Origin of the sequence: Okibacterium sp. HSC-33S16 (genome assembly GCF_024171565.1) — a bacterium.
Classification (GTDB): domain Bacteria; phylum Actinomycetota; class Actinomycetes; order Actinomycetales; family Microbacteriaceae; genus Mycetocola_A.
The window spans coordinates 87381-102353 of record NZ_JALJZZ010000002.1; the positions used below are offsets into that span (position 1 = coordinate 87381).

Genomic DNA, 14973 nt, shown 5'->3' on the forward strand with positions numbered 1-14973 from the left:
TCGACGAGAAACCAGTCGCCGTAGCGCAGCGATCCTGCCGTGGCTACCCTTGGTGCCATGCCGACAACGCGAGGGCTTGAGCGTTTGATCTTCTTCAGCGATGCGGTGGCGGCCATCGCCATCACGCTGTTGATCCTGCCTCTGGTTGACGCGGCATCCCAGGCCGGAGAAGCTGATCGAACGGCGGCCCATTTTTTCGAGGAAGAACGGCAGCAAATCGTTGCCTTTCTCATCAGCTTCGCCGCAATCGCGCGCCTGTGGGTCGCCCATCATTCACTGTTCGAGCACCTGGCGTCCTACAGCAGGCGAATAGTCTTCCTCAGCCTCATCTGGGCGTTCACCATCGTCGTGCTCCCGTTGCCGACCGCCATGTCAGCCGAGTTCGATACCGAACCGCTGACCGTGGGCTTCTACATCGGCACCATGTTCGCCAGCAGCCTGATCCTGACGCTGCTCGCGGTGACAATCCGCGGTGATCCCCTGCTTGAGGCGCCGGAGCACCCGATCAGCCGGACGGTGGTGCGCGGAAGCTCACTGATGACGGTTCTCTTCGCGATGGCGCTCGTGGTGGGAGTGGTCGCGCCAGTGGTCAACTATTGGGCGCTTGTGCTCCTTCTCCTCGCCGGTCCGATTGAAGCTCTCCTCAATCGGCGCCACGGGGCGAACGGGAAGCTGCAGAAGGCCTGAGCTCGTGGGTGCCGGAGTGCGCGACCTTGTGAGCAGATCGTAAGCCGTGGGGCGCGTTGCCAGGCGGGCCGGATCAGAATGGCGGCGGGCCGTCGTCGACCGGCGGGGCCGAGGTGTCGGCCGTCGGAGCGGGCGAGTCTGACCGTGAGTGGCTATCATCAGGCGCCGCGGGCCCCGGCGGAAACAGCACTGCCGGTTCGGTGGCATAGGTGCGGTTGCCTGGCGAGGTCCATTCCAGTCGACCGGCACCGGTTTGAGCCACGCGCCACGTCGTTTGGTGCTTGAGACGGTGGTGTTTTCGACAAAGGTGGGACAAATTGTCGCACTGGGTCGGACCACCGAACTCCGCTGCCTGAGTGTGGTCGATATCGCAGTGTTTCGCCGCGCGATTGCATCCCGGGAAGCGGCAGGTGCCGTCTCGATAGCGAAGGAACCTTTTCATGGCCTTGCTCGGGCGGTATTTTGTGCTGTCCAGGCTGATCGGAACACCGGTCGACGGGTCCGTCAGCAGCCGGTACCAGGTGGTGGACTGGCCAGCGAGCTCGCGGGCCGTGTCTGGATCAATCGGCCCATACCCCTCGAGCATTCCCGGTTCATCGCTGACGCCGAGGAGAGTCAGTGCGGGCACCGTGACGGTCACCGTCGGGCGAATGCGACCGAATGCACAGCCGAAGCGGTCGACGGGTTCTTGCTTCATTGCCGACCCCTGCGCGGAGAAGAACTTTCGCCAGTCGGCGGGCTCTTCATCGCTGCTGCCCGAACCAGGTGAAGCGGCGTCAGAATTCGTTCCGACGGCTCCAGACAGCGCCGCAGCGAGAGCATCCGTATAGGCATCAGCGGTGATTTGGGTCAACGTTCGAGGATCAGCCGGATGCTGCAGTCCTCGCGCGTAATCGCGCACGGCCGTATAGATTGACGTTGCTTCGGGAGCGGTCGTGTAGAGGTTGAGCCAGGCCATGCCGTCATCGGCGGGCACGAAGTCGAGCCGGCGGTCTTTCGCTGACCGCGCCACTCGTTCGGTGATGGAATCCGGATCAAGCCGCTCACGGATGAGCTTGGCCTGCGCGCGGAACTTCGTCACCGTCAACTTCATCGCCTCGGGTAGAGCTTCATCCTCGAATCGAATCGCGATATCGCCGGAGAGAGTCTTGCCTTGATCAACGAGCACCTCTGCATGTCGATAGGAAATTTCACCCTCGCGAAGGGCATCCATAGTGAGTGGAAAGCGGGTCATCAGCTCCTCGCTGGTTGTCACCATTCCGTCGACCGTGACTTCAGGCATCCGTAACGCGCACGCGATCTCCGCGACCAAGTTGCGTCGAACCATTTCGAATCGTTTGCTGGCTGACATCGTGGAACCGACGGTAATGAGACCGTGTTCGCTGGCCTCGGCCATGCGGCGAGCGTCGTCGATCATCTCGACCTGCCACGCGCGCTCTCTCGCGGCGGTGCGCTCGACGTTCGCGATCGCCTCGACCATCGCGCTGCAGGCGTCTGAGCACGCCGCACTGTACGGAAGCTCGGCTGCTGTGCCGTCGTCGTCGTACGCCTCATCGAGTGGTTCGTGGAACTCGTCCATGTCCCCATTCTCCGATGCACCTCTGACATTGAGCCATTTCCGGCAGGCATGAAAGCCCCGGCTGTGGACAGTTTTCGAAACAGGTGTGCTGTGCAGGAAATGGACCAGGCACTCGATCGATATGTTGCCGCCGATCGCTCATCACCAGCACAGCGGATGCGTCGGCGCGGCACCGATTCGACCGCAAGCCCTCTCATCAGAAATTGCCCAACTACTAGGCTGGCGGACACCATGCTGAGCTTCCCGAGATCCCACACTGATGGTGGCCGCGACCGCGCAATCGTCGAGCCGAACACCGACCTCGAAGACGACTTCCGCGTCGACGTTGAACGCATCCGCTTCTCTCCGTACTTCTCCCGGCTCTCCGCCGTCACCCAGGTGATTCCGCAGGCCGGCTCGGGCACGGTCGTCCACAACCGCCTCACCCACTCGCTCAAGGTGTCTGCGGTTGCACGATCCATCGCGGTGGGCTTCCGCGACGTCTCCGACGATGTGCGCCGCACCATCGAGGACCTCGGCGGATGCGACCCCGTCGTCGTGCAGGCCGCCGCCGCCGCTCACGACCTCGGCCACCCGCCCTTCGGTCACCTCGGCGAGCAGGTGCTCGACCGCGTGGCTCGTGACAAGCTCGGCCTGCCCGACGGATTCGAGGGCAACGCCCAGACCTTCCGCATCCTCACGGCCCTCGACAGCAGCGACGCGACCCCGCGCGGCCTCAACCTCACCAAAGCCGTGCGCGCCGCCGTGCTCAAATACCCGTGGACCCGCAACGAATGGCGCACCTTCCCACCCCGCGCCGCCGAAGACCTCCCCCGCGGCGTCGGCTCCGACATCTCGACCGGTGCCCTCAAGTTCTCGGCCTACTCGATCGACGCCCGGGAAATGGCCGACGCGCTCGCCGCCTTCCCCGCCATCGCGCGCCACCAGCAAACCCTCGAGTGCTCGGTGATGGATGTGGCCGATGACATCGCCTACTCCGTCCACGACCTCGACGACTTCTACCGGGCCGGCGTTCTGCAATACACCTCGGTGTCTGCCGAGCTCAACGGCTGGCTCGCGTCGCAGGCCTCGCTGGCGGCCCTCGACGCCCGTGACCTTGCCGTCCGCCGCGTTCCCGGGCACTCGCTCGAGGCAGCCTGGCGCCAGGTTCAGGCCAAGGACGCGTGGATCGCCGACGTCGACGCCTTCCGCAACGCGGTCGAGCGGGTGACCAGCGACCTCGTCGAGGGCCTGCTCACCATTCCCTATGACGGCGGTCTCGAGGCCGATCGAGCGGTCTCGGCCTTCACCCGCCGCTGGATTGACCGGCTCAAGGGTTCAATCCGGGTCGAACGCGAACCGAACATCCGCAGCGGACACGTCCGATTGAGCCGCCAGGCCTGGCACGACGTCGTGGTGCTCAAGTTCGTGCACACCCGATTTGTGCTCGACCGCCCCGACCTGGCCGTGTTCCAGCGCGGCCAGTCACGTGTCATCGAGGCACTCGTCGACGGTTTCCACGGCTGGCTCAACGACCCGGCCGATGCGGCGCGTGCTCCGCGTCGCCTGCTGGACTCGGTCGAAGCGACCACCGAGGAGTACCGCCGTCTCCGCGACGAAGCCCCCGAATACTTCGACGTCGCCGGCGTATCCATGGGTAGCTCCGACATCGCTCGCCTCGGCCAGGCCCGCGCGGTGATTGACTACATCGCGTCACTCACCGACGCCCAGGCCATCTCGGTAGCGACGCTCATCAGCGGCACCTCTGACAACCTCTGGGACTCCGGCCGGGGGCTCTAAAGCGTCGTCCGTTTTTCCGGAACGGATGCCGCGGGGCGCGTCCGCGCGCCCTCTCGCGTGGTGGCCGCATCCAGCGCCGCCCGCAAGAATCCCTGATGCTCAGCGAGCAGGCGGCGTGCGTCGTCCGGCCCGAGTTCCGTGCGCAGTGCGAGTATGGCCTCCTTGACTGACCCGCCCGCAGCGTCGAGGGCGGCGGCTGCACGGTCGCTCGAGGCATCCGTCACCGACATAATCGTGCGTTCAGCACGCGCGCGCAGCTTTTCATTGCTGACCCGAAGATCGACCATCACGTTGCCGAACGTCTTGCCCAGCCGCACCATCGTGAGCGTCGAGATCATGTTGAGCACGAGCTTCTGGGCGGTTCCGGCCTTGAGCCGCGTCGATCCAGCGATAAATTCTCCGCCAACCACCACGTCGAGGGGATGCGTCGCGAGAGCGCCGATTCGCGACGCACGATTGCAGGACACCGCGATGGTGAGCGCACCCCTGGCGTTCGCGAAGGCGAGTGCGCCGATGACATACGGGGTTCGACCGGACGCCGAGAGCCCGACCACGACGTCGGTGGGTCCGAGGTCGATCGCGTCCAGGTCGTTCGCACCGGCTGCCTCGTCGTCTTCGGCGCCCTCGACGGCCGAGGTGATGGCGATCGGGCCGCCCGCGATGATGCCGATCACCCGGTCGGCGTCGGTGCCGAAGGTGGGCGGGATCTCGCTGGCATCGAGCACTCCCAGGCGGCCAGACGTGCCCGCACCGAGGTAGATCAGGCGACCGCCCGCCGTCAGTCGTTCGACAATGTCATCGACGGCCACGGCGATGGCCGGGGTGACCGCCGCTACGGCGTCGGCGACCTCGTGGTCGCCGGCATTCATGGCCGTCGCCATCTCGAGGGTCGAGCGCAGGTCGAGGTCGCGAAGCTTGTCGTTCACCGCCTCGGTGCTCAACTGGGACAGCTCGCTGTGCAGGTCGGCGGTGTCGCCAGAGCCCGTGGGATCGGCCGCACCGCTCAACTCGAGCGCGTCGGGTACATCGCCGTGCGTCGTGAGCGCGAGAACGGCCTGGCGGTGACCGGCTGCCAGGCGCTCTCCGGCATCCGCTCCGGCGAGGTGCGCCGCGAGATAGCCGCCCGCGAACGCGTCGCCGGCACCGACCGCCTCGAGTACCTCGGTCGGAGTGGCCGGGACGAAGACCGCTCCGGCGCGGGAAAACTCGGTGGCGCCGACGTGCCCGTCCTTGACCACGAGTCGATCCGGGGCGTCGAGCAGTCGACGCACCTCCTCCGCCGTGGTTGTACCCCAGAGGGTTTCGGCCTCGTCGAGCCCGACAAACACGAGATCCGCCCGTTGGGCGAGCTCACGCAGACGCCCCGCCGCCATGGCCGCATCCCAGAGCCCCTGTCGAAAGTTCACGTCGAAACTGACCAGCACATCAGTACCGGCCAGCCGCTCGAGAACCGCGTCAAGCAGGGCGCTGCAACTCTCCGACAGGGCAGCCGTGATGCCGGAGAGATGCACAACCGACGCCTGCTCGAGCGGAATCTGTTCGAGTGCCGCCGGCGACATGCGCGACGCCGCTGAGCCACCGCGGTAGTAGAGCACGCCCGCGCCGGGATCCTTGAAATACACCCCGGTCGGCGCGGTCGGGTGCACGGCCAGCCAGCGGCAATCGACTCCGCGCTCCGAGACTTGCCGGGTCAGTCGTCGCCCGAGCGCGTCGTTCCCAACGGCGCTCACCCACCCGGCCGCAACGCCGAGCCCGGCCGCGTGAATGGCGACATTCGACTCCGCCCCACCGGCGCCCAGCGAGAAGTCAGTCGCGGTTTCCAGCGGTTCAGCCGTTGTCGGGGCGATGACCACCATGGTCTCGCCAATCGCGATCAGCTCGGGAAACCGGGGCTCAGCCATGGCTCCACTATGACACGGGCCATCCCGTCGAGCCGGAATAGTTGCCGCACTTCCCCGGTTGGCGTCAGAGGCCCCGATCCGGACGCCGCAATCGAAAGGCACTCACTCTATGGATTTGTTCTCCCCCGTTTCGCTCGGAGATCTGCACCTCGCCAACCGCATCGTCATGGCCCCGCTCACCCGGCTCCGCGCCGGAGCTGACGGCGTCCCCACTGACTTGATCGCCGAACACTACGCACAGAGAGCGAGCCTCGGCATGATCATCACTGAAGGCACTTTCCCGAGCGCCGAATCCCGCGCCTATCCTGGCCAGCCGGGCATCGTGACCGAGGAGCAGGCCGCCGGGTGGTCTAGGGTCGCCGACGCCGTGCACGCGCGCGGCGGACGCATCGTCATGCAGGTCATGAACGGCGGCCGGGTGTCCCACACCGCCATCACCGGCACCGACCGCATTGTCGCTCCGAGCGCTCTGGCGATCGATGGAGAGGTGCGTACCCCGCAGGGCAAGCTTCCATTCCCCGTGCCGCATGCACTTACCCTCGCTGAACTCGACACCGTGCGCGATGAATTCGTCGCGGCATCCGTTCGTGCAATTGAAGCCGGCCTCGATGGAGTTGAAGTGCACGGTGCCAACGGGTACCTGCTGCACCAGTTCCTCTCCCCCGCATCGAACATCCGCGATGACGCGTTCGGCGGTTCGCCTGAAAACCGTGCCAGGTTCGTTATTGAGGTGACGACAGCGATAGCGGATGCCGTCGGCCCTGGCCGTGTAGGCATCCGTATTTCTCCATCGCACAATATTCAGGACGTCCTCGAGACCGACGCCGATGATGTTGCGGCGACCTATGGAGCCCTTCTCGACGGACTCGCTCCGCTCGGCCTGGCCTACCTCAGCATCCTGCACAACGACCCGACGGGCGACTTCGTCCAGGGGCTGCGCGCACGGTTTGGCGGCACCGTCATCGCGAACAGCGGCTTCGGCACCGTGACCACGCGCGACGAGGCCATCGACCTCATCGAGTCGTCGCACGCCGACGCCGTTGCGATCGGACGCATGGCCATCGCCAACCCGGATCTGGTTGAGCGCTGGCAGGGCGGACACCCCGAGAACGAGCCGAATCCGGCCACGTTCTACGCCGAGGGAGCCCTGGGTTACACCGACTATCCGCGCCTCGACGAGTCTGTACTCGCCCGAGCCTGAGCCGATCCCGCTGGCACTGTGTTCTCGGAGCCGGTGCCAGCGGGCTTTTCAGCATCGAACGCCCAGCGAAAGCGCGTAACGTAGATCGATGGCACCGCCCCCTCCGGGTGCCGAGCGCACACTGCGCTCTTCTGAAAGGTTTGCCTTGAGCGACGAATGTAAGCACGGGTTCGAAAACGGAGCCTGTGCGACCTGTTTCCCATCCGCCCCACCCGTACCCAAGGTCGTCGAAGCTCCCAAGCGTGCACCGCGACCTCGCACCACCAGCCTGCGCACCGCCCCCGCAGCAGGGTCCAAGGCCGCCGCCGTCTCCGCCGTTGACGTGAGCGAGCAGCGGATCTACCACGTCACCCACATCTCCAACCTCGAAAAGATTCTCTCATCGGGAGTTCTTCTCGCCGACGCGCTCTCTGCCGAGCCAGCAGTCGACATCTCGACTCCAGAGAATCGTGACGCCCGACGATCAACCCTCGTGTCGAAGGCCGGCACCGCAACGGTCGCCGACTACGTGCCGTTCTTCCTCAGCCCGAACGCGAGCCTCTGGGCGAGCCTTCGCTCCGACGCAGCCGATCCACGGCTCTCTCGTGAGGCACGGGATACCGCGGTCAACGACTACGTCGTCCTGGTCAGCTCAATCAAGAACGTCCGCGACACGAGCGAGCCGGGCTATTCAAACATCGTCGTCACTGACGGCGACGCGGCCGGACCCGTCACGCGACTCGAGTCAACCAAGGAAAGCGCCGAGCGTATGCTGCGCAAGCTTCGGGCTGACGAAGAGTCTGACGCGTTGCTGGAGTCCGAGGTTCTCGTTGAGACGAGCCTGCCCTTCCACGCCATCTCGGTGATCGGCGTGGCCACGGTCTCGGTGCGTGAGTCGGTCAAGCAGATGCTTGAGTCGTCGCCGTACAAGGCGAAGGTCGCGGCTCACCCGCCGTGGTTCCAGGCACCGGACGTCCTGTAGAGCGCTCAGCTCTCGGGAGATCCCAGTGCACGCACGGCGAATCGGGCCAAATCGACCCGGTTCGCCGTTCCTGTTTTTCGCAGCAGGTTCGAGATATGTGAACTCACCGTCTTTTCGCTGATCACGAGTGCGCGCGCAATCTCGGCGTAGGTGCGACCCGCAATGACGTGATCGAGAATCTCCCGCTCGCGCGGGGTCAGGCTATAGGGCACCAGCCGCGCCGGCGGGGCCTGGTCCACCCGGCCAAGTGGAATGCGTGCCGTCTCGGCGAGAGACGCCAGCAGCGCGCGCAGCGGTTCGCATCGAAGTCGTTCACTCAGGTCGTATCCACGCCGGAGAAGGGCTGCAGCCTGCTCTCGATGAGAGTGACCGCGGGTAAGAAGTGCCTCGGCAGCGCGCCAGCAGCTGTACGTTTCCTCCCAGGGGAGGAGCGCACCGGCGAGGGCGTCCGCCACACTGGCCCACTGCATGCCGCTGTCGGAATGTCCCCAAGCTCGAACAATCTCAACCTGGTAGAGAGCATCGAGCGCGGCGCATTGGCGATCATAGATCTCAGACGGCCCGCCGATATCTCGAATGATCGTCGGGAACTCCGTGACGAGACCGTCCAGCCGCTCGATCAAATCCGTCGTGTCCTGTCCCGCGTCCCTGCGTTCCTGGAGGAGATTCGCCAACGCTGAAGCGGCGAGAGGCATGAGCCACTCGCACATGGTCGGTGGTATCCCCGGCGAGGTTGCTCCAGCCATCGCGGCATCGTACGCGCGAGCATTGTCCCCGTGAGCCAGGGCGACTTCCGATCGAACCGCATCGAATGCGAACGCCAGAAAGCCACTCCGGTCCCGGAGGAGCTCATCGGCGCGATCCAGGTGAGACTGCGCCTCTGCCGTTCGCCCCTGCCAGGCTGAGAGGCGGGCCGCGGTCAGCCGCGCACTCGCGTCGGTGGAAGGCCCCGGGTCGGAACCCAGCACAAACCGAACCCGTTCCAGGGCCGCCGCCCAATCACCGAACGCCAGTCGGGATGACGATTCAGCCGCCGAGAGAAACGCGATGTATGTATGTGGCGCGCCCAAGGTCACGAGTTGCTCACGCCGCGCACGCAGGTGGTCGGCGAAGACGGGAGCCGTCCATGTCTCCAGACCGTTTCCCTCCCAGAGGGCCGCGTGAACATACCCCCACCAATCCAGCGCTTTCACGGCTTCCTCGAGCCCGCGCGCGGCGTACTGAAAAGCCTCCTCGTTGCGACCCTCAGACAAGCTGGCCATAGACATAGCCGTGTAGGCATACGAGAGGGCCCGAGGTTCACTGTTGCGAATGGCGTACGTGAGGGCCTCCGCGGCTCGCGCAGGAGCATCGGCGATTCCGGCCCAGAGTTCCGCGTGAGCGAGTTCGGCCAAGGCGAATGCGTACTGCCAGCTGGATGGGTCGGCTGAGGCCGCAGCGACCGCCGCCTCACCGTCGACGATGGAAAGGAAATCACGTCCAGTGGAGAACCTGAGATGCATGCGTCGCACGATCAACTCCGCCCGCTCCAACGGAGGGAGCGCCGGGTCCTCAAGCGACTGTTCCACCGCGACGAGTTCTTGCTCCTGGGCGCCGGCGGTGTTCGCCGCGGAACGGAGTCGAACCAGCAGATCGTGCACACTCACCGGAGCGTCAGGAAGGCTTCGTCTGAGATCAACGGCGCGGTGCAAGAGGCGCAGCATCTCGGGGCGTCCACCGGTTTCACCGGCCTCCGCTGCCGCCTGCAGGGCCCAGTCGAGTGCATCGGCCGCGTGTCCGGCGCGGTCGTGGTGATCCGCAATTGCGACAAGCACTTCAATTCGGCCGGCGTTGTCGGCGAGCTGGCGTTCGTAGTGCTCAGCGAACCGGGAATGCCACCGCCGTCGTGAGTCGGGAGCAATCGACCGTTCCAGTACTTCGGCAATCAGGGGGTGGTGAAACCAATACGTACCGCTCGGCGACGCATCAATCGTGCCCGCATCCACGGCTTCGCTTAGGAGCGGCACGACGTCGTCCACCCCGGAGACCGCCTCAAGGTCGTCGGCGGTGATGGGGCCGCCGTTGATTGCGAGGATCTCTGTGAGCCGACGTGCCTCGGTCGAGAGCTGACGCCAGGTCTGAAGGACGGCCGACCGCAAATCGGCGGGAAAGTCCGGTCGAATGTGCCTCGAGTCCGGAGAGAGACCCGAAACGACCAGCCGCGTGAGGTAGGCATTGCCCTGGGTATGCGAATACACCTCTTCGACAAGCGACTGATGCGGAGTGAGGTCAAAAAGCCTGGCCATCTGCTCTCCGGTCGCGACCCGGTCGAGCGGTTTCAGGACGATCTCGGTGATGTCGGGCAATCGCCGGATATCCGCGAGCCAGCGCTGCAACCGCAAATTTGAATCATCAGTGCGAATGGTGCACACGATCGCTAACGCCCGACGGGCCTGACCCGCGATGAGATACATCAGGACATCCAGGGTGCTTTGATCCGCCCACTGCAGATCGTCGATCGTGAGAACGACCGGACGGATAGCGCAGAGTTCATCCAGCCAGGCGTCAATCAGAACCGGCACGTTCGGGGTGGTGTCGGAGACCCGCGGGGGCGGCGGTCCGTCGTCCGGGCCGAGATTGCGCACCGCAGAACGCAAAGCAAGAAAGGGAACGCTGAGCGACGTGAGGGGGAGGCAGGTGCCATAAAGCTCGGTGATGGTACCGGTGAGATTCTTGACCGATCGCACCAGCGCTGTCTTGCCTACTCCGGGATCACCGACCACCAGGAGAGTGACAGCATTGCCTGCGCTCGCTCGCTCAAGCTGGGCGCTGAGGATCGCCAGTTCCGCATCACGACCGACGAGGACCGACCCTGGTACGCCACCCCGCACCTCCATTGCCCCAGTGTCCCACCGAAGCCGTGCGATGCCGAGCCCTTCCGGGAGTTTTCCTGACGCGCCAGCCCACCGGTTTTGTCCTCACGTCCCGGGTCGCCGACGGCGGATCTCAGGGTTCCGCGCCTTGTTCTGAGGGGATACATCCGATGTGGCCTCGACGGGACGGGGAGGATGCTCAACACAGATCAGGTGCGGGGCCGGCTCGATCTTTTCCTCATGGGATCTGCCGGCTCCCACCGGTTTATTCTCGTCACCGCGATCGTGGTGGCGCTGCCGGGCTCGACAAAGAAAGTGCACCCCATGTTCACTCCACGTGGTCGTCTTGTTCTCACCGCCGCAGCCGGTGCTCTTCTGGTCGGTGCGGGGGTGGCTGCCCTGTCAACGGGCGCAGCGGCGTCCGCTCCGCCCTCACCGTCGACGTTCACCGTGAACGTCTCGACGAGTTGCTCCCTCCAGCGGATCGGCGATCAGTTCGTGAAGTGTGACAACCTCACCGGAGCCGGTGTTCGAGCGCCGGCATTCATACCGCTGGTCGTTCCCACTCACGTGTCAGGGATCCAGCGGATCGGTTCCGGCGATTTTCGCTGACGCGTGGTGACAACTAGCGAGTGCAGGCTCCGGTCCCGACCGGGTTCGTCAGGGATGGCGCTTGGGCAATGACCGGAAGCACCTCCTCCATGGTGATGGCATAGCCAACGTTCTCCGTGACATCCGACTTGGCGAAGATGACACCGGCAACCGAGCCATCCGTCGCCAGGAGCGGGCCGCCGGAATTCCCCTGCTGCACGTTGGCGGCCAGGGTATATACCTGCCGCTGTGCCGGATTGCTGCCGTAGATGTCAGGAACGAGCGTCGGCCCTTGCGCAATGACGCTGGCCGATCCTGCCGTGAATGGGCCTCCGAACGGGTAACCCATCACCGCGGCCTCGGAGCCCGGCGCGAGTGTCGGCGACATCGGCAGCGCCGCGGCGTCGAGTCCGGGCACCTCGATCACCGCGAGGTCATCCACAGGGTCGAAGTAGACAATCCGGCCCGACCTCGGCATCTCACCCGGCGCTTCAACGACGAGCTCGGTCACGCCGGCCAGCACGTGGGCATTGGTCACCACGCGGTCGTCCGAGACGACGAATCCACTGCCGACGCGACCCGTCCCGCACGACGGTGCGTTGCCGGTGATTCGAACAACGGATGCAGCTGCCTGCGTCAGCGCCGGAGAGTCCAGTTGGACAGCGGGTAGGTCCGGTGAGGTTTGCGGTACGCCGACTGCGTCGAGGACGCGAGGTAGCCCGTCATTCATGACCGTCGTGCGCACCTGCGCGAGGAACGACTCGACCGGCGCGGGCATGAGCCTGTCGAGCGTCCGCAGTGCCGTCGACGACGCCATGGCCTGGCTGAGCACGGGTGCGCCGAGCGCCTGCGCGCTGAAGGCGAGCAGCGAAATGACGACAAGGGCGACCGCAGTGTTCGCGATTGCTCCGATGAGTTTGTCGAGCAGCTTGAGCGGGGTCTTGTGCAGCGGTCGACGGATCAGGTTCCCGAGCGCAATACCGATCGTGTAGCCGATGCTGATGAGCAACACGGCGGCGACGATCGAAGCGAGCACCCGCCACTCCGGCAACCAGGTGGCGATGAGTGGCAACACGAAGAAGGCCGCCACTCCCCCGGCGATCATGCCGGCAATGCCGCCGACGATCCGAAACAAGCCGCGGCTGTAGCCCTGGATGAAGGCGCCAAGCACAACGAGAAGCAGCACGATGTCGAGCGCGATTGCACCAAATGTTGCTGCGTCCAAGGGGCCTCCCGCCGTGTCCGATTCATTCTAGGTGGGGCATCTGACCGGACCCGTCGGGTTGCGCCGGCCGACGGGCGGCATAACGACGGCGACCTGCCGCTCCCCGAAGGGAGCGGCAGGTCGCGAATCGACGGCGGGAGCCTAGCTCTCAGAACCGGTTGTGTCGGTGGCTGGCGCTTCGCTCGACGCGAGAGCGTCGCTGTCCATGGCATCGGTCAACTGCGACGTTGTTGTGTCCTGGTTGTCGCTCCCCGGTTCAACTTCACCGTGCGTGTTGCTGAAGAGGTGCTGGTCGTTCTCGGAGTCCATCGAGTCGCCAGACAGCGACGTCTCCACATCGGCTTCGTCGACGTCGAGGAACGCGGCGTCCTGTTCAACCGGCTCACCGGCAACGGCGTCGTTAGCGACGGTCTCCTTGGCGAGAACATCCTCATCCTTCGGATCACCAACCCCCCACACGCCGCCCTCGGAGGTCAGGCCATCCGTTGCCGGGTTCTGGTCCGCAACCGAAGTGTCGTCGGTGGGACCGGTGGTGTCTGCATCGCTCATGATTCTCCAATCGTCGGGGCTACCCACGCTAAGGCGGCTGCTGACCTGACCTCAAGGGGTTGCGAACCGGGGCATTTGGCCTATGCTCGCACGACGGGTACGAGTGACACGTCTCGCAACGCTCCGTCGTCGGCGATGGCCGTCAGGTAGGTGCACACCGGCTGTCGACGCCGATCGGTGGGCGAACCTGGGTTGAGAAGCCGCAGCCCATTCGCACTCGTCGTGTCCCACGGAATGTGGCTGTGCCCAAAGACGAGCACATCTTCGTCCGGAAACTGGGCGTCCGCCCGAACCTCGCGATTTTTCGCAACTCCGGTTTCGTGAATCATCGCAAAACGGATGCCATCGATTACCGCCTGAGCGACCCGCGGCAGCCGGCGCTGCAGGGCTTCGCCGTCATTGTTGCCGTACACGCCGATGAGTCGCGTGGCACGCTCCTCAATCTGGTCCAAGAGTGTCTCGCTGACCCAGTCTCCCGCGTGAAACACGACATCGGCTGCGTCGATGGCGTCCCAGACCTGGGCGGGAAGTTCGCGTGCTCGTGTGGGGACGTGAGTGTCAGCAAGAAGCAGCAGGCGCGTGGGCATAGGGCGATTGTGTCAAAGTCGTTCCCCACAGTCGATCTGGTGGTCAGAACTCATCGTACGAGCCACCCGCGAGGAAATTGTCGATATGTTCCGCCTCGATCGCTTCGTCTTCGCGAGCTTGGAGCCGTTCCCGCCGGCGCGCCTCAGCGGCCTCGTCGCTGACCGGATTCTGCGCGTCCGTGATCTCTGGCTCGTCCCTGTTCTCTCCGGCTGCAATCATGACATTCCGTTTCCGATATATAAGCGATGACCCTGAGGGTCGCTGTCGGCAGGGGGATCCGGGCGCAATGGCACCGGTGAGGTGACGATTCTCGAGTGGCCTACAGCGCGGGGTTAGGTTTGGCGTGCCGTGGTCCCGACGAGGACTGGTCACCCTCAGGAACGTTGCCGTTCAGCCCGCCGGAGAGCGGATTTCCCGCGTTTTCCCGAGCATCTCGGTGCCCGTCATCGGTCGCCGGGTAGCCACTGTCCGTCCCGGAAGGTGTCGCGTCGGCGTGCGCGTCCCGGTCGGTGTCGATCTCATCGAGACCCGCACGGTCACGCCGTAAGTCACCCGAGTCGTCGTCGCGCGCTCCGCGCTCCACGGTCGTCGCCGCGTGTTCGCCGGTTGCTCCGTCGTCCCGCCGATCGCTCGCCGAATCCTGAGCGGCCCGTTCATCGCGCTCCTGCGCGGCCGCGCGTTCCATCAGTTCGGGGCGCTCGGGATACTCGTCCGACGGGCGAGCCGTTCCCCCATCGGTGTCCACGTCGCTGATCCCGAAGTGACGATTGAGCGCTTCCTCGTTGTGCGGGCTCAGTCCCTCATCGGCGTTAAGGCGCGGCGCCGCGAGGAGTGCGTTCTTGTCGTGCTCAGTGTGGATGATTTCGCCGTCCCACGTCGCGTTGGCGAGCGGTGCAAAGATTTCGTGCCGACCGAGGAACCCGGTTTTGAGAGTGATCCAGTTGGGAGCACCGGTGACCGCGTCGACGAACACCTGGTGCACCGTCCCGATCTTCTCGTTGTCTGGGCCGTGCACCGGGGCGCCCTGGAGGCCGCCGATGTCGCGTGAATCAAGCATGTC

General features: G+C 65.2%; 13 protein-coding genes. 5 read left to right on the forward strand and 8 right to left on the reverse strand.

Annotation, left to right across the window (positions count from 1 at the left end; genetic code table 11):
- Positions 1–57 precede the first annotated feature (57 nt).
- Positions 58–687, forward strand: coding sequence for a TMEM175 family protein (locus tag L1277_RS05520; protein ID WP_253375366.1), 630 nt, complete (start codon positions 58–60; stop codon positions 685–687).
- A gap of 73 nt (positions 688–760) precedes the next feature.
- Here L1277_RS05520 and L1277_RS05525 read toward each other — a convergent pair whose 3' ends face one another.
- Positions 761–2266, reverse strand: a complete 1506-nt coding sequence (locus L1277_RS05525) for an HNH endonuclease signature motif containing protein (RefSeq protein ID WP_253375367.1) — start codon at positions 2264–2266, stop codon at positions 761–763.
- A 231-nt stretch (positions 2267–2497) separates the two neighbouring features.
- On the opposite strand from L1277_RS05525, the gene L1277_RS05530 reads away from it, so the two are divergent.
- Positions 2498–4045 carry a deoxyguanosinetriphosphate triphosphohydrolase family protein gene (locus L1277_RS05530; RefSeq protein ID WP_253375368.1) on the forward strand — a complete coding sequence of 516 codons (1548 nt, stop codon included), beginning with the start codon at positions 2498–2500 and terminating at the stop codon, positions 4043–4045.
- Here the strand turns inward: L1277_RS05530 and murQ are convergent.
- Complete coding sequence (murQ, locus tag L1277_RS05535; RefSeq protein ID WP_253375369.1) at positions 4042–5946, reverse strand: N-acetylmuramic acid 6-phosphate etherase; 1905 nt, start codon at positions 5944–5946, stop codon at positions 4042–4044. The two genes, L1277_RS05530 and murQ, sit on opposite strands and share 4 nt — an antisense overlap.
- 109 nt (positions 5947–6055) lie before the next feature.
- Between murQ and L1277_RS05540 the strand changes: the two genes are divergently transcribed.
- Complete coding sequence (locus L1277_RS05540) at positions 6056–7147, forward strand: alkene reductase (protein ID WP_253375370.1); 1092 nt, start codon at positions 6056–6058, stop codon at positions 7145–7147.
- 145 nt (positions 7148–7292) lie between these two features.
- Positions 7293–8108, forward strand: coding sequence for a DarT ssDNA thymidine ADP-ribosyltransferase family protein (locus L1277_RS05545; RefSeq protein WP_253375371.1), 816 nt, complete (start codon positions 7293–7295; stop codon positions 8106–8108).
- Between the two features lie 5 nt (positions 8109–8113).
- On the opposite strand, the gene L1277_RS15705 is transcribed toward L1277_RS05545, so the two are convergent.
- Positions 8114–10984, reverse strand: coding sequence for a helix-turn-helix transcriptional regulator (locus L1277_RS15705; RefSeq protein ID WP_305884282.1), 2871 nt, complete (start codon positions 10982–10984; stop codon positions 8114–8116).
- 171 nt (positions 10985–11155) lie between these two features.
- Between L1277_RS15705 and L1277_RS05560 the strand changes: the two genes are divergently transcribed.
- Positions 11156–11572 (forward strand): hypothetical protein, encoded by a 417-nt coding sequence (locus tag L1277_RS05560; protein ID WP_253375372.1) that lies wholly within the window; start codon positions 11156–11158, stop codon positions 11570–11572.
- Between the two features lie 13 nt (positions 11573–11585).
- Here L1277_RS05560 and L1277_RS05565 read toward each other — a convergent pair whose 3' ends face one another.
- From L1277_RS05565 to L1277_RS05585, 5 genes are all read right to left on the reverse strand, one after another.
- Positions 11586–12776: a MarP family serine protease gene (locus tag L1277_RS05565; RefSeq protein WP_253375373.1), complete on the reverse strand. Its 1191-nt coding sequence runs from the start codon at positions 12774–12776 to the stop codon at positions 11586–11588.
- Positions 12777–12917: 141 nt separating this feature from the next.
- Entirely contained in the window at positions 12918–13325 is a 408-nt protein-coding gene (locus L1277_RS05570; protein WP_253375374.1) for a hypothetical protein, read from the reverse strand.
- Between the two features lie 80 nt (positions 13326–13405).
- Positions 13406–13912, reverse strand: a complete 507-nt coding sequence (locus tag L1277_RS05575; protein ID WP_253375375.1) for a metallophosphoesterase — start codon at positions 13910–13912, stop codon at positions 13406–13408.
- A gap of 43 nt (positions 13913–13955) precedes the next feature.
- Positions 13956–14132, reverse strand: a complete 177-nt coding sequence (locus L1277_RS05580; protein ID WP_253375376.1) for a hypothetical protein — start codon at positions 14130–14132, stop codon at positions 13956–13958.
- A 100-nt stretch (positions 14133–14232) separates the two neighbouring features.
- Complete coding sequence (locus L1277_RS05585) at positions 14233–14970, reverse strand: hypothetical protein (protein WP_253375377.1); 738 nt, start codon at positions 14968–14970, stop codon at positions 14233–14235.
- Positions 14971–14973: the final 3 nt, after the last annotated feature.